Annotated in this window: 19 protein-coding genes; 10 read left to right on the top strand and 9 right to left on the bottom strand. The window is 67.0% G+C overall.

The window, feature by feature from the left end:
• Positions 1-56: 56 nt before the first annotated feature.
• Together ACFV4K_RS03655 and ACFV4K_RS03650 are read right to left on the bottom strand one after the other, a co-directional pair.
• Positions 57-962, bottom strand: a complete 906-nt coding sequence (locus ACFV4K_RS03655) for an Ig-like domain-containing protein (protein WP_379271824.1) — start codon at positions 960-962, stop codon at positions 57-59.
• Between the two features lie 295 nt (positions 963-1,257).
• A complete protein-coding gene (locus tag ACFV4K_RS03650; protein WP_379271822.1) occupies positions 1,258-2,556 on the bottom strand; it encodes a cytochrome P450 in 1,299 nt (432 codons plus the stop codon).
• A 122-nt stretch (positions 2,557-2,678) separates the two neighbouring features.
• On the opposite strand from ACFV4K_RS03650, the gene ACFV4K_RS03645 reads away from it, so the two are divergent.
• Positions 2,679-3,308, top strand: a complete 630-nt coding sequence (locus tag ACFV4K_RS03645) for a hypothetical protein (protein WP_357088584.1) — start codon at positions 2,679-2,681, stop codon at positions 3,306-3,308.
• Between the two features lie 103 nt (positions 3,309-3,411).
• On the opposite strand, the gene ACFV4K_RS03640 is transcribed toward ACFV4K_RS03645, so the two are convergent.
• Positions 3,412-4,074 carry a serine protease gene (locus ACFV4K_RS03640; RefSeq protein WP_379271820.1) on the bottom strand — a complete coding sequence of 221 codons (663 nt, stop codon included), beginning with the start codon at positions 4,072-4,074 and terminating at the stop codon, positions 3,412-3,414.
• 499 nt (positions 4,075-4,573) lie between these two features.
• Here ACFV4K_RS03640 and ACFV4K_RS03635 point away from each other — a divergent pair, with 499 nt between their 5' ends.
• Genes ACFV4K_RS03635 through ACFV4K_RS03595 form a run of 9 tightly spaced genes read left to right on the top strand, consistent with a single transcriptional unit; the run spans position 4,574 to position 14,070 of the window.
• On the top strand, positions 4,574-5,392 hold the full coding sequence (locus tag ACFV4K_RS03635; RefSeq protein WP_357088587.1) for an ABC transporter permease: 819 nt from the start codon (positions 4,574-4,576) through the stop codon (positions 5,390-5,392).
• Positions 5,393-5,395: 3 nt separating this feature from the next.
• Positions 5,396-6,259, top strand: a complete 864-nt coding sequence (locus tag ACFV4K_RS03630; RefSeq protein ID WP_379271818.1) for an ABC transporter permease — start codon at positions 5,396-5,398, stop codon at positions 6,257-6,259.
• Between the two features lie 12 nt (positions 6,260-6,271).
• The gene (locus ACFV4K_RS03625; protein WP_379271816.1) at positions 6,272-7,729 is read left to right on the top strand and encodes an MCE family protein; all 1,458 of its coding nucleotides are present in this window, start codon (positions 6,272-6,274) and stop codon (positions 7,727-7,729) included.
• A complete protein-coding gene (locus ACFV4K_RS03620) occupies positions 7,726-8,769 on the top strand; it encodes an MCE family protein (protein WP_379271815.1) in 1,044 nt (347 codons plus the stop codon). The genes ACFV4K_RS03625 and ACFV4K_RS03620 overlap by 4 nt, the downstream gene beginning before the upstream one ends.
• Positions 8,769-9,764 carry an MCE family protein gene (locus ACFV4K_RS03615; RefSeq protein ID WP_379271864.1) on the top strand — a complete coding sequence of 332 codons (996 nt, stop codon included), beginning with the start codon at positions 8,769-8,771 and terminating at the stop codon, positions 9,762-9,764. The genes ACFV4K_RS03620 and ACFV4K_RS03615 overlap by 1 nt, the downstream gene beginning before the upstream one ends.
• Positions 9,761-10,852 carry an MCE family protein gene (locus ACFV4K_RS03610; protein ID WP_379271813.1) on the top strand — a complete coding sequence of 364 codons (1,092 nt, stop codon included), beginning with the start codon at positions 9,761-9,763 and terminating at the stop codon, positions 10,850-10,852. Before ACFV4K_RS03615 ends, ACFV4K_RS03610 begins: the two co-directional genes overlap by 4 nt.
• Entirely contained in the window at positions 10,849-11,970 is a 1,122-nt protein-coding gene (locus tag ACFV4K_RS03605) for an MCE family protein (protein ID WP_379271811.1), read from the top strand. The genes ACFV4K_RS03610 and ACFV4K_RS03605 overlap by 4 nt, the downstream gene beginning before the upstream one ends.
• Entirely contained in the window at positions 11,967-13,139 is a 1,173-nt protein-coding gene (locus ACFV4K_RS03600) for an MlaD family protein (protein ID WP_379271809.1), read from the top strand. Before ACFV4K_RS03605 ends, ACFV4K_RS03600 begins: the two co-directional genes overlap by 4 nt.
• Before the next feature lie 52 nt (positions 13,140-13,191).
• Positions 13,192-14,070 carry a hypothetical protein gene (locus ACFV4K_RS03595; protein ID WP_379271807.1) on the top strand — a complete coding sequence of 293 codons (879 nt, stop codon included), beginning with the start codon at positions 13,192-13,194 and terminating at the stop codon, positions 14,068-14,070.
• A 123-nt stretch (positions 14,071-14,193) separates the two neighbouring features.
• Here the strand turns inward: ACFV4K_RS03595 and ACFV4K_RS03590 are convergent, their stop codons facing one another.
• The 6 genes from ACFV4K_RS03590 to ACFV4K_RS03565 form a co-directional block, all read right to left on the bottom strand.
• Positions 14,194-14,844, bottom strand: coding sequence for a ribonuclease H (locus tag ACFV4K_RS03590; protein WP_379271806.1), 651 nt, complete (start codon positions 14,842-14,844; stop codon positions 14,194-14,196).
• 10 nt (positions 14,845-14,854) lie between these two features.
• The gene (locus tag ACFV4K_RS03585) at positions 14,855-15,355 is read right to left on the bottom strand and encodes an SRPBCC family protein (RefSeq protein ID WP_379271805.1); all 501 of its coding nucleotides are present in this window, start codon (positions 15,353-15,355) and stop codon (positions 14,855-14,857) included.
• A gap of 51 nt (positions 15,356-15,406) precedes the next feature.
• Complete coding sequence (gene lhgO / locus ACFV4K_RS03580; protein ID WP_379271803.1) at positions 15,407-16,600, bottom strand: L-2-hydroxyglutarate oxidase; 1,194 nt, start codon at positions 16,598-16,600, stop codon at positions 15,407-15,409.
• Positions 16,601-16,610: 10 nt separating this feature from the next.
• Positions 16,611-17,309 carry a hypothetical protein gene (locus ACFV4K_RS03575; RefSeq protein WP_379271802.1) on the bottom strand — a complete coding sequence of 233 codons (699 nt, stop codon included), beginning with the start codon at positions 17,307-17,309 and terminating at the stop codon, positions 16,611-16,613.
• Between the two features lie 381 nt (positions 17,310-17,690).
• On the bottom strand, positions 17,691-18,482 hold the full coding sequence (locus ACFV4K_RS03570) for a TIGR03084 family metal-binding protein (RefSeq protein ID WP_379271800.1): 792 nt from the start codon (positions 18,480-18,482) through the stop codon (positions 17,691-17,693).
• 88 nt (positions 18,483-18,570) lie between these two features.
• Entirely contained in the window at positions 18,571-19,926 is a 1,356-nt protein-coding gene (locus ACFV4K_RS03565) for a hypothetical protein (RefSeq protein ID WP_379271798.1), read from the bottom strand.
• Positions 19,927-20,207: the final 281 nt, after the last annotated feature.

Genomic DNA, 20,207 nt, shown 5'->3' with positions numbered 1-20,207 from the left:
GCACGAGGGTGAACGGCTCTCGGCCGCGCGCTGAAGGCTCGGGGAGGCGGGGGAGCTCAGTTCCAATCGCCCCAGCCGTCGCCCGTGTTCAGGGTGCCGCCGGCGGTGTTCTGCACGATGACCGGGTCGCCCTTCTGCACGTTCTCCTGGAACCACTTGGCGTCCTCGGTGGAGACGTTCAGGCAGCCGTGCGAGGCGTTGGAGACGCCCTGCTGCGCCACGCTCCACGGGGCGGCGTGCACGAAGATGCCGCTGTTGGACATGCGGGTCGCGTATTCGACCTCGAGCTTGTAGCCCTCGGGCGCGGTGGTCGGCACGCCGTAGGTGGAGGAGTCCATGATCATCTTGCGGTTCTTCTCGCTGACGATGTAGGTCCCGTTCGGGGTCTCGTGACCCTTCTTGCCCATGGAGGTGGGCATGGTCTTCACGACCTCGCCGTTGCGGGTCACGGTGATCATGTGGGTGGTGTCGTCGGCGGTGGTGATGAACTCGTCGCCGATCGTGTAGGCCACGTCGGTGCCGCCGGCCTGCACGGTCACCTTGGAGCCGGCGGGCCAGAAGTTCTCGGGCCGCCAGCGGACCTGCTTATCGCCCATCCAGTAGAAGTGGCCGTTCACCTTGTTGGTGGAGGTGATGCGGATCGACTTCTCGGCGGCGGCGTGGTCGCCGACCGGGTCCTTGAAGTTGATGATGATCGGCATGGCCACGCCGACCACGTCACCGTCGCCGGGGCTGACGTTCGGGGCCGCGAAGTTGGCGGGCGGAATCGGCGCCTTGGCGTTCGGGTCGGTCGGCAGCGAGCCCGGCTCGGGCTGCGGCATGACCGCGGAGGGGGTGCCCGGAATATCCGGACCGCCCGGCCATAGCGGAGTCGCTGAGGCGGGTGCTGCCACCACTGCTCCGGTTGCCGCGATGGCGGCAAGGGCGATCAGTCCCGTCTTTCGATACCGGGTATGGCGCACAGCTTGGTCCTCTCAGATCTTTGTTCTTCACGCAGAACGCGGGCGCACTTCACCCGCAGTAGTCCCAACCCCGCGTTCATTACTACAGCGATCTGTCGAGTGCGCCAACCGCGTTCTGCGAGTTATTCGTACCGACTGCTAGGTGTGCGCCCGGTCACAACACCGTGGGCCGGTTCCTCGGTGGGCGTGTATGCGCCGATGGCGGCGGCGATTCACCGAAAGTGACACCGGTACGGCCGCTTTAGGAGTGATTGCTTCCCAAAACCTACTTGTGATCGAGATCACCGACATCGCTTCACGACTCGACGATGTCGAACGTGATGGCGCGCCGCGGTCCGACCGTGATGGTGTGCGGCACCGACATCGGCGCACCCCCGCGCGCGAACCGCGGCGAGAGCCGCATCCGCACCCCGCTCAGTACGGTTGCCAGCACGATGCGCAGCTCGTAATCGGCCAGGGTGGCGCCGATGCAGCGCCGGTGACCGCCCCCGAACGGCGCGTACTCGAACGGACCGTATTTGCGCTCGAGGAACCGTTCGGGCCGGAAACGCCGTGGTTCCGGCCACACCGCGGGATCGGTGTGCAGCAGGTGCACCGACACCCCCATGGTGTCCCCCGCCACCAGCGGCTTGCCGAGCAGCGTGAAATCACCTGTGAGCCTGCGCAATACGATCGGCACCGGTGGATGCAGGCGCAGCGTCTCCTGGCATACCGCGTCCAGGTAGGGCAGCTTCATCAGCTCGTCCGGATCGGGATCGGTTCCGGCAGAGAATAATTCGGCCCGCAGCCGGGCCAGTGTGTCCGGTTCCCGGTGCAGCCGGTACAGCGCCCACACCAGTGCGGTGGCGGTGGTTTCGTGCCCGGCGACCAGCAGCGTGCGCAGCTGCTCGCGCAGGTCGGTGTCGGTGATGGCGTCGCCGTCCTCGTAGCGCGTATCCAGCAGCAGCGCCAGCAGATCCGTGCCGCCGCCCCCGTGCGCGCGCCGCCGCGTCACCTCGGCGTCGATGAGTTCGTCGAGCCGGTCCCGCGCGGCGGCGAACCGCTCCCAGCCGGTCAGCCCGAACATGTTGCGCCGCAGGCCGGGAACCAGGAACAGCGTGCTGCCGAAGGACTCCAGGAAGGCGGTGGTGGCGGCGGTGTACTCGGCGCGTCGTGCGGGCTCGTCGATGCCGAACACGGCCGCCAGGATCACCCGCAGCGTGAGCGCCCGGGCCGCCGCGCGGGCGTCGACGCGGGTGCCCGGGCGCCACGGCGTCCCGGTGCGTTCGCCGTCCAGTTCGGCGCGGGTGGCGTCGCGAATGGCGTTGCCGTAGGCGCTGATTCGATTGCGGTGGAAGGCGGGCGCGAGCAGGGCGCGCTCGCGCCGGTGCCGCTCGGCGCGGGCCAGGATGAGCGAGGCCGCGCCGACCATCGGCTCGATCGGATTGGGCAGCGGCGGTTCCAGTAGATCCGTGGGCGCGCGGAACAGTTCCCGCGCACCCGCGGCGGTGCCGGTGAAGAGCACCGAACCGAGCGTGGGCATGCGCACCCGGAAGGGATCGCCGTCGCGGGCCCGCCGCCAGATGACGTACCGCTCCAGGATGTCGGTGCTCATGGCTTCCTATACGGGTGCCCGGATGAAATGGTTCGCGGCCTTGATTCGATCTTCTGGGTGCCCGTGGTGTACTCATGGGCGCACAACTCAAACCTGTTTGTTTCGAAATATAGGACTCGCCCGTGTTGCGTCAGCAGCTTTCCGTCCGGATCGTCGTGCCCGCGATCTCCGCCGTCGCCGCCCTGCTGCTCGCCGGCTGTGGGAGCACCGTCACCGGCCATCCGACGGCCGCCCCCGGCGATATCGTGCTCCCGACCACGACCAAGACCCCGGGGAACACCCCCACCAAGCCCGGTAAGCCCGGTGCGCCGACCACCACGCCGCGCGCGGATCGCGGTGGCAAGACCGACTTCCACGCCTCGATCGGCGACTGCGTCAAGCTGGGCGGCACCACCGAGAACGCCACCATCGACAAGGCGGTCTGCGGCAGCCAGGACTCCAATTACAAGGTGACCGGCAAGGCTCCGAAGAATGCCCAGTGCGGCAAGGACTCCGACCAGGTCTACTACGAGACCCTCAACGGTTCCGAGACCGGCGCGCTCTGCCTGACCATCGACTGGGTGGTGGGCGACTGCATGGAGGTCGGCGGCGACACCGCGCACCGCATCCCGTGCACCAGCAAGACGGCCACCGAGGGCGTGAAGGTGGTGTCGATCGTGCAGCACAGCACCAGCGTCGACGACTGCCCGGACGGCGATCAGGGCTACGTCTACGACGATCGCAACTTCGTCGTCTGCGTCAACACGCTCTAGGACCGGGCCGGAACACTCCGGGACCGGTAGGACGACAAGCGGCGGTGATTCTCGAATCACCGCCGCTTTCAGCATTTCTCGGCTCGGATGACCGAGGGCCGGGTCAGACGGGCCGGTAGCCCGCGCCGACACCGCCCCGTCCGTTGACGTCATCCATGATCGCGCTCATGTTGGTGCCGACCTCCGGGCCGAAGCAGGCCACCGCCAGGTAGGCGTTGACCATGCCGACCAGGGTGGTGCCGACGACGACCGGCGCGCCGGAATCGCCCTCGACGACGCACATCTGGCTCCAGGTCTCGACATTGGTGTCGAAGACATCGCCCCACGCGACGCCGCAGGTGTTGCCGGTGGTCCGGCCCTCCTTGCAGACGATGGCGGGGAAGGTCGCCGGGCCGCCCATGCCGGTGATGGTGACGCCGCCGATCCGATTGACCGGGATGACCCGGTTCGGATCGAACTGGATGACGGCGTAGTCCAGATCGTGGTTGGAGTACGCGAACTGCCCGATCTGCCCTGCGGCCCGGTCCTTCTCGGCCCAGACCTTGGAGCCCGCGTCGCCACAGTGACCGGCGGTGAGGCCGACCAGGCGACCTGCTCCGTCGTAGCCGATCGTGGTGACGGTGCATTCGTATTGATCGTCGATGATGATCCCGGAGCCGCCGCCGATGACGGCGCCTCCATCGGCGTGAGCGGCTCCGGCGCCGGTGAGCACGGTGCCGATAGCGACGGCGAACGCGCCGGTCGCCCCGGCCAGTTTGTTGATCATGTCCCTCCAGGTGTCGGAAGCCGCACGAATCGCAACCTGCGGTTACACATCCTGTCAGTATTCGGGCCCGGTTGGCGGTTGTACTGCCTTGTGTTGCCGAGCCGTGTCCTGCTGGGCTTCGCGGCACTTACCTAGTTGGATGGGGATATCGGAACAATGCACAATTGCTATCGAATTCCGATAAATTTGGTCCTACAAATTGATACCGATAGATGTTCACATCTTCCGGCAGTTAGTCGAAAACTAGAACAAGTTCTAGATATCTGCCAGGTTCTTTTGCACGAAAACCAACTCTGATGTGGCTGTTCACAGCCCTAGCGTGAATGTGATCCGGTTCTATGATCGGAACCACAATCGGTGGTGTGTTTTTCCTAACTCCGTAGTAGGGTGCGTCAAGCAAACAGTCGCCGGAGGCGGGTAACTCCGGCGTCGAGAGGGGTAGTCAGTGCAGTCGACCACGATCCCGGGGGGGCCGGGGAGTCCACCGCCGGCGTCACGGATGAATACGGCAGTGGATTGGGCCAAGGGGTACTGGCGGGACCATCCGAAACGGTCGCTGGAAACCGGCGGTCGCATGATGGTGATGGGTGTCGCGGCGGTCACCGAGCTTTTCGTGGCCATCTTCCGACGACGTTTCCCCTACGGTGAGTTCGTCCGGCAGTGCGCCTTCATGGCCAATGTCGCCGCCGCTCCCACCCTGCTGGTCGCCATTCCGATCGGCGTCATCGTCTCGATCCAGGTGGGTTCGGTTGCCGGACAGGTCGGCGCGACCTCGTTCATCGGTGCGGCCAACGGACTGGGCATCATTCAGCAGGGCGCGCCGCTGGTCACCTCGCTCATGATCGCCGGCGCGGTCGGTTCGGCCATCTGCGCCGACCTCGGCTCGCGGACCATCCGCGAGGAGATCGACGCCATGAAGGTGATGGGCGTCGACCCCATGCGGCGGCTGGTGGCCCCCCGCCTCGGCGCGGCCATGCTGGTCTCCGTACTGCTCTGCGGCTTCGTGGTTTTCGTCGGCTTCCTGACCGGCTACGTCTTCAATATCTTCGCGCAGAACGGCACGCCGGGCTCCTACATCGGCACCTTCTCGTCCTTCGCCGTCACGGCCGATCTGATTGCCGCCCTGCTGAAGTCGCTCATCTTCGGCCTGCTCGCCGCGATCATCGCCTGCGACTCCGGGCTCAATGCCAAGGGGGGCCCGGGCGGTGTCGCCAACGCGGTGAACACCGCCGTGGTCATGTCGGCGGTCATGCTCTTCGGCGTCAATCTGATCATCACGCAGCTGTACAACTCCTTCTTCCCCCCAGCGATGGTCTGAGCCGTGTCAGCTACTTACGTACCGCCGCTGCTGCGGCCGTTCACACGCATCAAGGGCGCGGCCGGATGGCCGCGCGACTGGCTGGCGCGCATCGGCCACCAGGTCTTCTTCTTCCTGCGCTCGATCGGCTCCATGCCGATGGCGTTCAAGCAGTACCCCAAAGAGGTGTGGCGGCTGCTGTCCGACGTCACCTGGGGCAACGGCAATCTCGTGGTCGGTGGCGGCACCATCGGCGTGGTGCTGATCCTGTCGGCGTTCGGCGGTATGACCGTCGCCATCCAGGGCTACACCTCGCTGAACCTGCTCGGGTTGAGCCCGCTGACCGGCGCCATCTCCGCCTTCGCCACCACGCGTGAGCTCGGACCCATGCTCGCCACGGTCGCTTTCGCGGCGCAGGCGGGCTGCCGGTTCACCGCGCAGCTGGGCGCCATGCGCATCTCCGAGGAGATCGACGCGCTGGAATCGGTTGCCATCCGGCCGCTTCCGTACCTGGTCAGCACCCGCATGATCGCGGCCATGATCGCCATCGTGCCGCTGTACTGCCTGGCGCTGCCGCTGGCCTACGTCTCGTGTTCGCTGACCGTGTCCCTGGTGGGCGGTACCGCGACAGGCACTTTCCAGCACTACTTCTATCAGTTCCTGATCCCCCACGATGTGCTGTACTCACTGCTGAAGGCGATCATCTTCGTCGCGATCACCACCTTCATCCAGTGCTACTACGGGTATTTCGCCTCGGGCGGCCCCGAGGGCGTGGGTGTGGCCGCTGGTCGCGCGATCAAGTACTGCATCATCGCGGTCGTCTTCGCCGACCTGTTCATGACCTTGGCGATCTGGGGGGTCAACCCCGGTATCCGGATCTCGGGATAGGGGGCGCACACGATGATCATCGATCCGAGCGGGCGCGGACCGACGATGCGGCAGCTGCTCATCGCCGGTATCTGCGGTCTCACCGTCATGGCCGTCATCCTGGGATTCCTGATGGCGCGGTACAAGGGCTACTTCGTCGAAAAGGTCAATATCACCGCGAATCTCACCACCACCGGTGACGGCCTGCCGGCCAACGCGGACGTGAAGTTCCGCGGCGTGCTGGTGGGCGCGGTCAAGGATGTGTCGGTGGCCGCCAAGGGCGAGCTGCAGCAGGTGCACATCGAGATGAAGCCCGAGTACACCTCGGGCATCCCGGCCAATGTCACCGCGCGCGTGGTGCCATCCAACCTGTTCGCCGTCACCTCGGTCGAACTGGTCTACAACGGAGCCGATTCCGCGCACCTGAAAGAGGGTTCGCAGATCGCGGAGGACACCTCCAAGGGCACCATCGCCCTGCAGGACACCCTCACCACCGTCCGCAACATCCTCGGCAAGCTGGATCCGGTGCAGCTGGGCCGGGTGCTGGGCACCCTGTCCTACGCCCTCGACGGCAGCGGCCGGATGCCCGGCTCCACCATCGAGCGCGTCGACACCTGGCTCGCCGGGGTGCGCGGAGCGGTCCCGGATGTGGGCGGCTTCCTCGACGACTTCTCCACCTCCTTCCGCGCGCTCAACCAGTCCGCGCCGGAACTGATGGGGGTGCTGCAGGATTCGGTCAAGACCGCGCAGACCATCTCCGACCGCCGGGCCGAGCTGACCGCGCTGCTGGCCGGGACGTCCAACACCATCGACAAGGTGAACGGCCTCTTCGCCCGCAACCCGAATGTCGGTAAGGACGTCACCAACGGCACCAGCGCCCTGTTCGGCGCGCTGTCGGACAACCCGGACGCGATTCCGCAGGCCATCTCGAACCTCAACGACTCGATCCGCAAGCTGAGTTCGAGTTTCCACTGGGGTCCGCAGAACCAGATGATCTGGAACGTGGGCATCACGTTCACGCCCTACAAGCCCTACACCCGCGAGGACTGCCCGCGGTACGGCGAGCTGGCCGCGCCCAGCTGTGGTACCGCGCCGCTCACCTCGGACCCGGGCACGCTGCCGGAATCCATGCGGCCCAGGGCCATCGACGCCGCGGCGGGTCTGCCGATCACCGCGCCGCCGCCGGGCTTCCCGCTGATCCCGGGCGTCACCGTCACCGGTGTGCCCTCGACCCAGCCGGGCGACGCTCCGAAGCCGGGCAACGACCCGCTCGCGGGCACCCCGTTGCAGGGCATGTTCCCGAACCTGGTTCCCGCGGCCCCGGCGAGCCAGCCGGACGCGCCGGCGACCGGCAAGGACATCTCCCTCGCCGGTGACGACGCCATCACCGCGATGCTCGGCCGGCGTCCCACCGCGGCGGAATACCTGCTGCTGAGCCCGATTCTGAAGGATGCGACCGTGCACCTGACGCAGAGCGAGGCCGGCCGATGAGCATTCGCAGACCGCTGATCGGCTTCGGCATCTTCGCGATCGTGTCCATCCTGGTGACCGCGGTCATCTGGAACACGCTGGCCCGCACGGTGCAGGGTTCCACCAACACCTACTCCGCGACCTTCACCGATGTGCTGGGTCTGCGGCCGGGCGATGACGTCCGGATGGCGGGCGTGCGCGTCGGCAAGGTGAACAAGATCGAATTGGACAGCAAGAACCAGGCCAAGGTGACCTTCATCGTGCAGCGCGATCAGACGCTGTTCGGCGACACCAAGGCGCTGGTCCGCTACCAGAACCTGATCGGTCAGCGGTATGTCGCGCTGACCCCGCCGGTCGCGGGCAAGCCCAAGACCGGTGATCACGTGGCGCTGAAGAACAATGGCGTGATCCCGATCGAGCGCACCGAGCCGTCCTTCGACGTCTCGGGTCTGCTCAACGGTTTCCAGCCGCTGTTCCAGGTGCTGCAGCCGGAGCAGGTGAACAACCTGTCCAACACCTTCATCCTGGCGTTGCAGGGCGACAATGTGTCGTTGAGCGCGTTCATCACCCAGGCCGCGGCGGTGGCCTCGGACTTCGAACGCCGCGACGGGATCCTCTCCGACGTGATCACCAACCTGTCCAGCGTCATGTCCGGCCTGGCCAAGCGCGGCGACGAACTGGAGACGCTGGTCACCCAGACCCGCGCCCTGATCGGCGGGCTGTACGCCCAGGGCCAGTCGCTGCAGGCGTCCACGGTCCAGATCGCCGACGCCACACTGGGTCTGGTCGACATGTTCGGCAAGATCCAGCCCAAGCTGGTGGCGGCGCAGGCCTCCAGCAATGACGCGCTCGCGCTGCTGCTGGCCAACGGTTCCAAGCTGGACCAGGCCGCGGTGGATCTGCCCGGCATCCTCTCCGACGTCGGCAAGTTCACCCAGAACGGCGCCTACGCCAATGCCTATCTCTGCAGCCTCGACGTGTCGCTGTACGGTGTCCTCTTCCCGCGCGGTCTGTTCTCGCAGATCGGCGGCAACTCCCACTCGGCGGTGTGTCGGCCATGATGTCGAAACTCAAGTCCCGCTTCAATTCCAACCGTAATTTCTGGCTCGGCGTGCTCGGCGCCGCGGTGATCGTCGGCTTGCTGATGGGCTCCTCCGTCTACAAGTCGGTCGGCATCGGCACCAAGAGCGTCAAGGCGGAGTTCGTGCAGACCGCCGGCATCAAGGTCGGTGACAAGGTGGACGTCTCCGGCGTGCCGGTCGGCACCGTCTCGGCCGCCGAGCTCGAGGGCGACCACGTGCTGATCACCCTGAGCGTCGACGACGATGTGAAGCTCGGCCCGGACGCCAAGGCGTCAATCAAGATGGCGACCCTGCTGGGCGCGCGCTACGTCGATCTCGTCCCGGGTGACGGCAAGGGCCTGAAGGGCAACCGGATCCCCAAATCCAACACCGTGGTTCCCTACAACCTGGCCGACGTGGTCCAGGAGGGCACGCCGAAGTTCGAGGAGCTCGACACCAAGAAGCTGGCGGACTCGCTCAATCTGATCAATCAGCAGATGGGCGACACCCCCCAGATGACGGTGCAGGCCCTCGACGCCATCGGCGCGCTGGCCAAGACCATGAACAACCGCAAGGACCAGGTCGACCAGCTGCTCAAGGATCTGGACAAGGTCACCAAGATCCTCGGCGACAACCGCAACAGCGTGCTGCTGGTGATCACCCAGGGCGAGGCCATCGCCAACCGGGTGATGGAGCGGCAGGGCCTGCTCGAGAGCCTGCTGGACAATATCGCCACGCTCAGCAAGCAGTTGCAGCAGATCGGCGCGCAGAACGACAACCGCTTCGGCCCGACGCTGACGCAGCTCAACACCATGGCCGAGGGTCTGCAGAAGAACAAGGACAACCTGGACCGGCTGCTGTCGATCATGCCGCCGGCCATCCGGCAGTTCAACAATGCCTTCGGCAACGGCAATTACGGTGAGGTCGCGCTGCCCTGGCTGTTCCCGGACAACTGGTTGTGCTTCGCGCAGGTGAACGAGGGGTGCCACCCATGATGCTGAAACGATTCGCCCAGGCGGCCATGATCGGTGTGGCGGCCGCCGCCGTCGGCTCGTGCTCGCTGGTTCCGCTCGGGGTGAAGGACGCCGCGGGCCAGACCCAGCACTTCACCGCCGACTTCCTCAATATCGCGGGCATGTTCGAGGGCAACCCGATCACCGTGCTCGGCCTCGAGGTGGGCCGGGTCGACAAGATCGTGCCCAAGGGCCAGTACGTCGAGGTCCACATGACCGTGGACAAGGGCGTCGACATCCCGAAGAACGTGCAGGCCGCGCTGGTTTCGCCGTCCATCGTGACCGACCGGCACATCGAGCTCACCCCGCGCTACACCGGCGGTGACAAGCTGCGCGACGGCGCGCACCTGACCACCCAGCAGACCAAGACCCCGGTCGAGCTGGACACCATGATCAAGACCATCGACTCGTTCGCCGCCGCGCTGAAACCCCAAGAGGGACAGGACGGCATCGGCCCGCTCTCGGGCCGGGTGCTCTACCCGATGATGAACGGCAACGGCGAGAAGATGCGCGATGTGCTCAACTCGCTGTCCGGGGCGTTGAAGACGGGCCTGGACAACAAGGACGCCATCTCCACCATCATCATCAAGCTGAACGAGCTGACCACCATGCTCGCCGAGAACGACGATTCGGTGCGCGGGTTCAGCAACAAGATCACCCAGATGACCGGACTGCTGTCCGAGCAGGCCCCCGGCCTGCAGGCCACGCTCGATCAGCTGAACGCCTTCCTGGCCAACACCAGTGGCGCGTTCTCGCAGTACTCCGATCAGCTCAACGGCACCCTCACCGGGCTCACGGCGGTCACCAAGCAGCTGCGCGACAACGCGGCCGGCGTGACCGAGGTAGTCGACGTGACGCCGCTGCTCATGCAGAACCTGGACCGCTCGGTCAACCGGCAGGGCAACTTCATTCGCCTGCACGGCCTGATCGGCACCTCGCTCTCGGGCGAGATCATCAGCGTGTTCTGTGAGCGCGTCCAGATGCGGGCGGACGGCTGCCGGACGGGCAAGATGGAGGATTTCGGACCCGACTTCGGTCTGATGGCGGCGGCGCTGGGGATGACCAAATGAGTAATCGAATGTCGGCCCTCCAGGGTGAGCGCACCGGCCGCCGGGCGCGGCGCGCGATCGTGGCGGTCGCGGTCACCGCGACGGCCGTGGTGGCGTCGGGCTGCGGTGTCACGGTGGAGAGCCTGCCGTTGCCCAAACCCGGTCCAGGCAGCGATACCTACACGATTCACGCGGCCTTCGACAATGCCCTGAACCTTCCGGATCAGGCCAAGGTCAAGATCGGTGGTTCCGACGTCGGGGTGGTCACCAAGATCACCACGAAGGACTTCAAGGCCAATGTGGACCTGGCCATCCGCAAGGACATCGAATTGCCCCGGGGCAGCACGGCGGAACTGCGGCAGGCCACCCCGCTCGGCGACGTCTTCGTGGCGGTGTCCAAGCCCAAGACCCAGCCCGGCGCGGAAATGCTGAAGGACGGCGCCCGGATCGAGAACACCTCGGCCGGCGCCACCGTCGAAGAGCTGCTGATCTCGGTCTCGTTGCTGTTCAACGGCGGTGGCATCGCCAGCCTGTCCAAGCTGACCTCCGAGATGGACTCCATCGTCGGCGGCCGCGGCGAACAGCTCGGCCACGTGCTGACCCAGATGACCAGTGTGATGGCCAGTCTCAACAAGAACAGCGCGCGTGTCGACAATGTGCTGTCCGGCTTCAGCGCGCTGGCCAACACCATCGAGGCCAATCACCAGCAGCTCGGCCAGGTGGCCGACAGCCTGCCCGGCATGATCGGCGCCATCGCCGAGAACAACCAGGCCATCGGCGATCTGCTCAACAAGATCTCGACGACCAGTGCGGCCCTGGGCGATTACGCGAACACCACCTCGGATTCGCTGGGCAGCCTGCTCGACAACCTGAACCAGCTGATGTCGGCGCTGGCCCGGACCGATCAGACGCTCGGCCCGGCGCTGGACGCCCTGCACGACATCCGGCCCAAGGCCGACGCCTCGTTCAAGGGCGACACGCTGGCGGTCGCGGGCACCCTCACCATGCTCGATGTCGGCCTGCTCACCGACCCGGCCAACAGCAAGTTCCCGGATCTGAAGGATCTCAACGATTTCGGCGGCAGCCTGATCCAGGTCCTGCAGATCATCTACGGCCGGATCAACGGGGGACACCGATGAACTGGGTATCGCGACACAAGAACCTGGTGTCCAATGCCGCGCTGGTGCTGATCCTGCTGGTGGGCGCGTCCTACCTGGCGATCAGCGTGATGCGGGTGAACCCGCTGCGCGAGACCTACACGGTCACGGTCAATCTCGACCGTTCCGGCGGTCTGCAGGCGGGCAATGACGTGACCCTGCGCGGCTTCCGGGTCGGCAAGGTCAACGACATCAAGCTGATCGACAACGGCGCGGCCATCGCGGCCACCGCCGAGATCGACAAGAAGTACTCCATCCCCGCGGACACCGTGGTCGCGGTGGGCGCGCTCTCGGGCGCGGGCGAGCAGTACATCGACTTCCGCCCGAACACCGAGAGCGGTCCGTTCCTGCACAACGGTTCGCTCGTGCAGTTCGATCCGGCCAAGGTCAAGACGCCCACCCCGGTGTGGTCGGTGCTCGACAATGCCAGCGCCCTGATCGCGCAGGTGGATCCGGACAAGTTCAGCGCCATCCTGACCGAGCTGGACACCGCGCTGTCCGGCGGCCCGGACCAGCTGCGCTCGCTGATCAACGCGGTGAGCATCGCCACCAAGGGCCTGGACGATCTGCTCCCGCAGACCACCAATCTGCTCAAGAATTTGCAGGTCATTTCCGGCACCACCGCGCTGGCGCAACCCGACCTGGGTACGCTGACCCGTAATTCGAGTGTGTTGTTCAATCAGTTCAACGACGCGAACGCCGAACTCCAGAAGATCCTGGAGCAGGCCCCCGGCCAGATGCGGGACCTCGGTGCGGTACTGGACAAGACCGCCGACCCGATGACCAGTCTGGCCACCAACTTCGCGGCCATCACCAGGGCCGCGCAGCTACGCGCGCCGGCGCTGCGGGCACTGTTCCCGTCGCTGGTGATCGGCACCTCCGCCATGGGTGTGCCCGCGCACGACGGCGAGTTCTACACGATCATCGACATCTGGCCGCGTGCCTTCTGTGACTACGCCACCAAGAAGGTCCGGCCCGATGTGGCCACCGAGAGCACCTTCCCGAAGTGGGCGGGTTACTGCCAGAACCCGCCGCAGGACCAGCAGATCCGTGGTTCGGCCAACGCACCGCGACCGGACGTGCCCAACAACGGCGCGCTCCCGCCCGCGGGCGCGGATCCGAACGAGCGGACTCTGCCGCCGGTCAAGTAGGGCCTCAACCAACACGGTGCGTCCGCAGCGCACCGGGAAAGTGATCTATCAGATGTCGGACGACGCCGCCCAGGACAAGAGAACCGAAGACGATTCCATCGCCGAGGCCGATAGCCAGGGCAACGCCGAGCCGAAGGCGAGCGAGGCCGCTGAGCCGGAGGCGGCTGAGACCGCTGAGCCGAAAGCCGGCGAAGCCGCCGAGACGGTGGCGATGAGCAAGGCCGCCGAGTCGAAGGCGAGTGTGGACGCCGAGGCCGCGGCGGGCTCCGAGGCGGCCGCCGAGCCGAAGGCGGGCGGCAAGTCCGGCCTGCTGTCCGTGGTATCGGTGCCGGTGGTCGCGCTCGGCGCGCTCGGTGTGGTGGCGGTGGCCGCCATCGCGGGGGCTGCCGGATTCTGGTGGCAGTCCCACGACCGCGCCCAGCAGCTCGACGACCGCGACAACGCCACCTCGGCGGCCTGCGGATTCGTCCGCACTCTCGCCTCCTACGACGAGAAGTCCTTGGGTGACTTCGCCGAGCGCATGAAGGCGCAGATCGTCGACGGCGGTGAGTTCGCGCACGACTTCCAGCCGGTGGCCTCCGACCTGCAGGACCTGCTGATCAAGCAGCACGCGAAGGCGACACTGAGCATGCTGCGCTGTGCCTACGAGACCGGCGATTCGAGCAAGGCGACCATCTTGGTCGACATGACCCAGACCGCCACCAACGATCTGCACACCCAGCCGGTCGTGCTGACGCTCCCGTCCTACGTCGAGTTGGAGAAGAAGGACGGCAAGTGGCTGGTGAACAAGTACCGCACCGTTTACGGCAACGATGAGACCGCGATCCCCGGGGCCACCGGCGGCGACAAGCAGGGCGTCCAGCCCTCGGGTCAGGCGACTCCCCCGGCGCAGCCCGCGCCGACGCCCGCGGCTCCCAAGCCCGGCAACTGAGTAGTCCGCCGCAGCGCGAAAAGGGCCCGCCCCCGGAGCTTTCCGGAGGCGGGCCCCTCTGGTTCTATCGCGGCGTCATCGTCGCAGGTAGGCGCGCTGCACCAGGGTCCTCGGAGGCTGTTCTCAGAACAGTGTGAGTGCCTCGGTGACAGGCGCTTTGGCGGCGGCGGCCCGGCGGCGTGGGGTGGCGGGTGCGGAATGCGCGGTCGCGCCGATCTTCTCGGCCGGTTCCGCGGGCGCGGTCACCGGCAGCGGCTCGGTCTTGGGTTCCGCGATCGGGATCGGCGCGGTGGGCGGATCGAAGGGCTCCGGCTGACCGGCATCGGAGTCGGTGGTCTGCCCGGTGGCGGCGGCCTGGCGGGCGGCCTGTCCGGCCAGGGTGTCGGCCTGCTCGTTGAAGTAGTTGCCGACGTGGCCGCGTACCCAGCGGAACCGGACCGGGCCGGGCCGGGTGGCGATGGCGCGGTCGATCTGCTGGATCAGTTCGACATTCTTGACCGCCGCGCCGGTCGAGGTCTTCCAGCCGTTGTTGCGCCAGCCGTTGATCCACTCGGAGGCGCATTTGATGGCGTAGAGCGAATCGCTCTCGATGAGTAGGGGTTCGGCGCTCGGATGGGCCCGGACCGCCTCGAGCAGCGCGCGCAGTTCCGCGATCTGATTGGTGCCCGAGGGCCCGCCGCCGCTGGCCGAGCCGCCCGCGTGATTGACCCAGGCCCAGCCGATCGCCCCGCCCGGATTGCGCAGGCATGATCCGTCGGTGCTCACGATGATCATGCGGCCTACCCTACGCGATCCGGCCGACAAGATCGGTGCCGTGGAATTCCTCTATCTCCCTGCGCAATTGCGATTCGGTCCGCCGGACCGTGGCCTGCACCAATGCGGCCAGCGCCGCGGAGAGCAACTTGCCGGTGACGCCGCGCGGCGCCCAGTACTCGGTCTCCGAGGTCAGCACCGCGCGCCCGTACCCGAGCGGGTCGAAGCGCAGGGTGATGACACAGAAGTTGGAGCACGCCGACGCCGGCTTCCCCTTCCGGCGTCGGCGCAGTGTGTACTCGATGACCGCGTTGCGGCGGTAGTCGGTGATCTCACACTCGATCGTGGGATGCCACAGGCCGACGCGCAATGTCGCGGCGAAGACCGCTCCGAGGCCATGGTCGGAATCCCCGACCGGCTCGAAGGCGGCCACGCCGAAAGCCCAGTCCGGCACGAACTGATGGTTGTCCGTATATGTGAACGCGACTTCCACCGGTGCGCCGACATCACTCGCGTACTTGAAATGGCCCATAGGCTGCTCCCTGTCCCACGGCTGCCATCAAAAGTACTACAGCAATCCTATTTATTGAACGGAGTCGTCCAATCGATCCACGATGTACTCGGCGATCGGCAGCGCGGAGGTGGCCGCCGGGGACGGTGCGTTGAGCACGTGCACCGAGCGCGGCGTGCGCTCGAGCAAGAAGTCGTGAGCCAGGCTACCGTCGCGCAGCACCGCCTGAGCGCGGATTCCGGCCTCCCGCGGCAATAGGTCGGCGACCGTCAACTCCGGGCAGTACCGGCGACATTCGGCCAGGTAACCGCGCTTGAACAGGGAGTTGCGCAGCTCGCGCAGCCCGGTGCCGACATTGGCGGCGGCCACCTTGTGAAAACCGCGGTAGCCCAGGATCTCCCGGGCGTCGCGCAGATTCACGCTCCCCTTGCGGTACCCCTCGCGGGCCAGGCCGAGCACGGCATTGGGCCCGACGGTCAGCGCGCCGTCGATGGTGGGGCTCAGATGCACCCCCAGGAACGGCAATTCGGGATCCGGGATCGGGTAGATGAGGGTGTTCACCAGATCTTTGCGGTGCGGCGGCAGCTGGTAGTACTCGCCGCGGAACGGCACGATGCGCAGATCGATGTCGAGTCGCGCCAGTCGCGCCATCCGGTCGGCCTGCAGGCCGGCGCACACCACCAGCCGCCGGGCCTGCCAGCTGCCGGTCGGCCCGGAAATTGTTACCGCTGAGTCTGTTTCGGTGATGGCGGCGATCTCCGCGTTCAGCACGATCTCGCCCCCGGCCGCGCGCACGTCCTCGGCCAGCGCCCGGGTCACCTTGCTGTAGTCGATGATGCCGGTGCTCGCCACGAACAGGGCCCCGACCCCGGTGATCCGCGGCTCCCGCCGCACCAGTTCGGCGGCGTCGAGCAATTCCACCTCGATCCGGTTGGCGACCGACCGCTCAGAGAGCGCGAGCATCCGCGCGTGCTCTGCCGCATCGGTGGCCACCAGCAGCTTTCCGCATTCCTCGAACGGAATGTGGTGTGCCGCCGCGAACTCCTTGGTCAGCTCCGCGCCGCGCACGCACAGCCGCGCCTTCAGGCTGCCGGGCTCGTAGTAGATGCCGGAGTGGATGACCCCGCTGTTGTGCCCGGTCTGGTGCAGGCCCAGCTGTCCGGCCTTCTCCACCAGCAGCAGGCTCGCCCCCGGGTGACGCTCGAGAACGCGGTGCGCGGTCGCCACCCCGACGATGCCCCCGCCGATCACGCAGTAGTCGTACACACCGGAAGTCTCACACAGTGACGGTCGCCGAGTCTTCTCCGTGGACAACGTTCGCATCGGCCGCGGCCGGGACCGGATGCCGGGCGATCTGCAGGCCGTAGGTGCCCAGCGCCGGATCCGACAGGGTCAGCGTCACGTCGCCGTGGCTGTCCACATCGGTGCGCAGCCGGGTGTTGGCGGTCGGGTCGGTGGTGATCCCCAGCTGCCGCCCGAGCGGCGAGTTCAGCAGCACGTCGGCCACGGTGGCGAAGACGTTGGTGTCGAGGGTGAGGGTCACCGTCTCGTGCTGGACCCCGGCCAGCTGCGCGCCCACATAGGTGGTGCCGAGCCGGAGCTGACCGGCCAGCGGTCGCGGCGCCTCGGCCGCGGGAGCGCTGCCCGGGATGTGGTCCGGAATCGCCTGCGCCACCGCCGGATCCAGCGGATATCCACTGAAAAGCGAGGTCAGCGTGATCTTCTCGGCGATCGGCGCGCCGAGCTGGACACCCGGCCGATCGGCGGGGCCGGGCGCGGCGAGCGCCGGGCGTCCGGCCGGTGTGGTGGTCGTGAGTTTGCCGGGCCGCTGGGCCATCTCGTTGGCGATGTACGAGCCCGCCGCGACGGTCAGCCCGATGCTGGCCATGCTGGCGGTGACGATGGCGCTGTAGCGGATCACCTGGGCCGTTCGCCGGGTCGACCGGGCGGCCTGGGTCGCCAATTGATGCGACATGACTGGTGCGTCCTCTCCCTCTCCCCTGGGCCCCCCTGCGCAACGCAGACCCGCACCATTGAAAGTCGTACGCGCGTCCAGATTACGGTGGCGGCGGGTACCACATGCCGTAGGTGAGACCAGGATCACTATCGAGAAAGGTTGGGCATCATCAGGTTTTCGGCAGCGAAAGCCTGGGTAAAAACTTGTTAGCGGCGAGCGCCAACTCGACTGCCATCGAAGAGACCTCCGGCCAACGGCGTCCGGTCGGCACCAGGCACGGCGCACCCAGGCTGGCGCTCGCTCGCTCCCTCTCGGCCGGTCCGGCATCGCCCGGACCGCTGGGAGAAAAGCCCCTGTGGGAATTGGGGATTCTGGTCGGAGGCCGGGATCGACGGCGGGTCAGGCGAACTGGCCCGCCGTTCTGCCGCTTCCGGGCGGACCGGCGAAGGCCTGGGCCAGGCCCAGCCATTCGGACGCCTCCTCGCCCCGCACCTCGAGCGCGAGATCGTCGAGGTGGCGACGCTGGGTGACCGCCAGGCAGAAATCCAGGGCGGGCCCGCTGACCCGCTGCGTGGCATCCTCGGGTCCCCAGGTCCACGACGTCCCGTCGGGCGCGGCCAGCTCGATCCGGAACTCCTCGCCGGGCGCGGCCTTGCCATGCGTCAGGTACGCGAAGTTCCGGGTCCGGACGCCGATGTGCGCGATGTGCCGCAGCCGCGCGGTGGGCTCCCGGGTGAGGCCGAGCGTGTCGGCCACGTCCTGGCCGTGCGCCCAGGTCTCCATCAGGCGGGCGGTGACCATGGAGGCCGGGCTCATGGGCGGGCCGAACCAGGGCAGCTTGGTGCCGGCCGGGACCGTGCGCAGCGCCTCCACCAGGGCGGCACGGTCGCGACGCCAGTCGGCGAGCAGTTGCGGCGCAGGGGTTTTCGCTCCCTCCTCGGCGGCCTCGTCCACGAAGGTGAGGGCCTTCGGCAGCGCGGCCTGGACCAGCCTGTCGAATTCGGCCGCATCGGTGGCCGCGACGGCGGCGACCTGATCGGTCCAGTTCAGGTGGGCGATCTGGTGCGCGATGGTCCACCCGGCGGCGGGGGTGTCGCGCTCCCAGCCGGTCGGATCCAGGTCCGCGATCAGCCGATCGAGATCGGCGCATTCGGCGGTGAAGTCGGCGAGCAATGCCTCGAGATCGGCCACGGGGTCAGCATCGCAGCCGTCCCGGAAAAATGCAAGCACGCGTGCTTGATTTTCGAGGGCTGCCGGAGAGTTGCTCCGAAAGGGTCGTCTACCAGCCGAAAAGGATCAGATGCACGGCCCCGACCACCAGGCCCAGGGCGGCGCCGTGGAGATACAGCAGCCAGGCGTCCTGTTCGACGGAGGCGTAGAACATCTCCATGAATTCGCCGGGCGTGAGCTGCTGCAGCTTGCGGGCCGCGAACTCGTCGATCTTCTTGGCCTGCGCGGCCGCGAACTCCGGATCGTCGGCCAGGCTCGGGGCCAGCCCCACCGCGGCGGTGGTCGCGCCGATCTTCAGATTGTCGAACTGCCGCTTGCCGAACACGGTCCGCACCACCGAGTGGGTCGGCCCGAGCTGGCGGTGGATCTCCTTGGCGATGAGCCGTTCCAGCAGCTGCCGGGTCTTGTCACCGTTGGGCCCGCTGAGCAGTTCGCCCGCCAGGTTCGGCAGGGTCAGCACCTGGTAGGCCAGGATGTGGGCCAGATCGGCGGCGGCCTCGGGCTGCCGCTTGGCCAGCAGCGCCTGCTTCCACAGGTACTTGTACCAAGGCTGGGGATCGCCCGGCTCGAACACCATCTTGACGGCGATGACATTGACCAGCACGCCGATGGTCGCGGTCGCGGACAGGATGACCAGCCACGGCGGGATCCAGCCCAGCACCGGAATGCTCTGGTGCACATGCATGTACAGCGCCAGCAGCAGGCCGAACGGCGCGCCCAGCAGGCCGATGCGGACCATGAACTCGAGTTCCGGCGCGGCGATGGTGGTGGTCAGGTCCTTGAGGATCTCCGGGTTCTCCCGCAGATACCGGATGACGAAGTCCTTGATGTCGATCAGCTGGTCGACATTGTCGCCGAGCTGGTCGAAGGCGGTCCGGGCCAGCGACGGCAGTTCGCGTTCGATGCGCTGGTAGAGCGCATTGCGCACGGACTTGGGCACCGCGCCCCACAGGTCCGGGTTCTCCTTGCTCATGATCTCGTCGACCATGCCCGGCACCTGTTTGCGGCCCACCTCGGCGATGTAGTCGGCGATGCCCTCGAGGTCGAGTTCGCGAATGAAGTCCTTGGGACTGCCGATCCGCATGATGGCCACGTCCACGCAGATGCTGGCCATCTTCTCGGCGCGCGCGGGGATGAATCCTTGGAAGCCGAGCTGCCTGCCGTCGCCGGAGAAGGTGGGCAGCACCTGGACGCGGCGCGGCAGGTAGGGGTAGAGGATCTCGAGGCCGGGCACCCGGAAACCCTTGAAGTAGACCGGCCAGAACAACATCAGCACGCCGGTCCAGTTGGTGAGCCAGCCGGCGATGGCGCTGAAGATGGGGAAGCTGATCAGATCGACCACGAGTTTGGACTGGCCCGTCAGTTGTTCCCAATCCAGGAACAGGCCCGAGGCCAGTGTCGTCATTGCGGGGTCCCCCTACGGCCGAGCTCGTGGTGAGAAATCAGATCTCCAACACTCTCATCGGGTCGAGTCGCTGTCAAAAGGTCCTGGCCTGGAAGAACGTGTCGTGTCGCGCCGGTGTGGGCGGGGTCATGGCGACGTACTCTGCGGCGGGTCCGGGATTTCGGAATACTGGTCAACCGACCAGGGTGGCAGGGTGACAGGCAGGGAGCAGAGCATGACCGTCGATCGTCGGGCCTTCATCGGCGGCACCGCCGCCGCCGCAGTGGGCGGCGCCGCGGCGC

The sequence above is a fragment of the Nocardia sp. NPDC059764 genome (assembly GCF_042732555.1).
GTDB lineage: Bacteria > Actinomycetota > Actinomycetes > Mycobacteriales > Mycobacteriaceae > Nocardia.
The sequence above is the reverse complement of the archived record's forward strand: the minus strand, read 5'-3'. Positions and strand labels throughout refer to the sequence as shown.

Excerpts from the sequence above, each read along its gene's own strand:
- ACFV4K_RS03595 (WP_379271807.1), top strand. The coding sequence starts at position 13,192 with ATGTCGGACGACGCCGCCCAGGACAAGAGAACCGAAGACGATTCCATC.
- ACFV4K_RS03610 (WP_379271813.1), top strand. The coding sequence starts at position 9,761 with ATGATGCTGAAACGATTCGCCCAGGCGGCCATGATCGGTGTGGCGGCC.
- ACFV4K_RS03620 (WP_379271815.1), top strand. The coding sequence starts at position 7,726 with ATGAGCATTCGCAGACCGCTGATCGGCTTCGGCATCTTCGCGATCGTG.
- ACFV4K_RS03600 (WP_379271809.1), top strand. The coding sequence starts at position 11,967 with ATGAACTGGGTATCGCGACACAAGAACCTGGTGTCCAATGCCGCGCTG.
- ACFV4K_RS03650 (WP_379271822.1), bottom strand. The coding sequence starts at position 2,556 with ATGAGCACCGACATCCTGGAGCGGTACGTCATCTGGCGGCGGGCCCGC.
- ACFV4K_RS03565 (WP_379271798.1), bottom strand. The coding sequence starts at position 19,926 with ATGACGACACTGGCCTCGGGCCTGTTCCTGGATTGGGAACAACTGACG.
- ACFV4K_RS03590 (WP_379271806.1), bottom strand. The coding sequence starts at position 14,844 with ATGATCATCGTGAGCACCGACGGATCATGCCTGCGCAATCCGGGCGGG.
- ACFV4K_RS03615 (WP_379271864.1), top strand. The coding sequence starts at position 8,769 with ATGTCGAAACTCAAGTCCCGCTTCAATTCCAACCGTAATTTCTGGCTC.
- ACFV4K_RS03635 (WP_357088587.1), top strand. The coding sequence starts at position 4,574 with ATGAATACGGCAGTGGATTGGGCCAAGGGGTACTGGCGGGACCATCCG.
- ACFV4K_RS03575 (WP_379271802.1), bottom strand. The coding sequence starts at position 17,309 with ATGTCGCATCAATTGGCGACCCAGGCCGCCCGGTCGACCCGGCGAACG.
- ACFV4K_RS03640 (WP_379271820.1), bottom strand. The coding sequence starts at position 4,074 with ATGATCAACAAACTGGCCGGGGCGACCGGCGCGTTCGCCGTCGCTATC.
- ACFV4K_RS03625 (WP_379271816.1), top strand. The coding sequence starts at position 6,272 with ATGATCATCGATCCGAGCGGGCGCGGACCGACGATGCGGCAGCTGCTC.
- ACFV4K_RS03605 (WP_379271811.1), top strand. The coding sequence starts at position 10,849 with ATGAGTAATCGAATGTCGGCCCTCCAGGGTGAGCGCACCGGCCGCCGG.
- ACFV4K_RS03585 (WP_379271805.1), bottom strand. The coding sequence starts at position 15,355 with ATGGGCCATTTCAAGTACGCGAGTGATGTCGGCGCACCGGTGGAAGTC.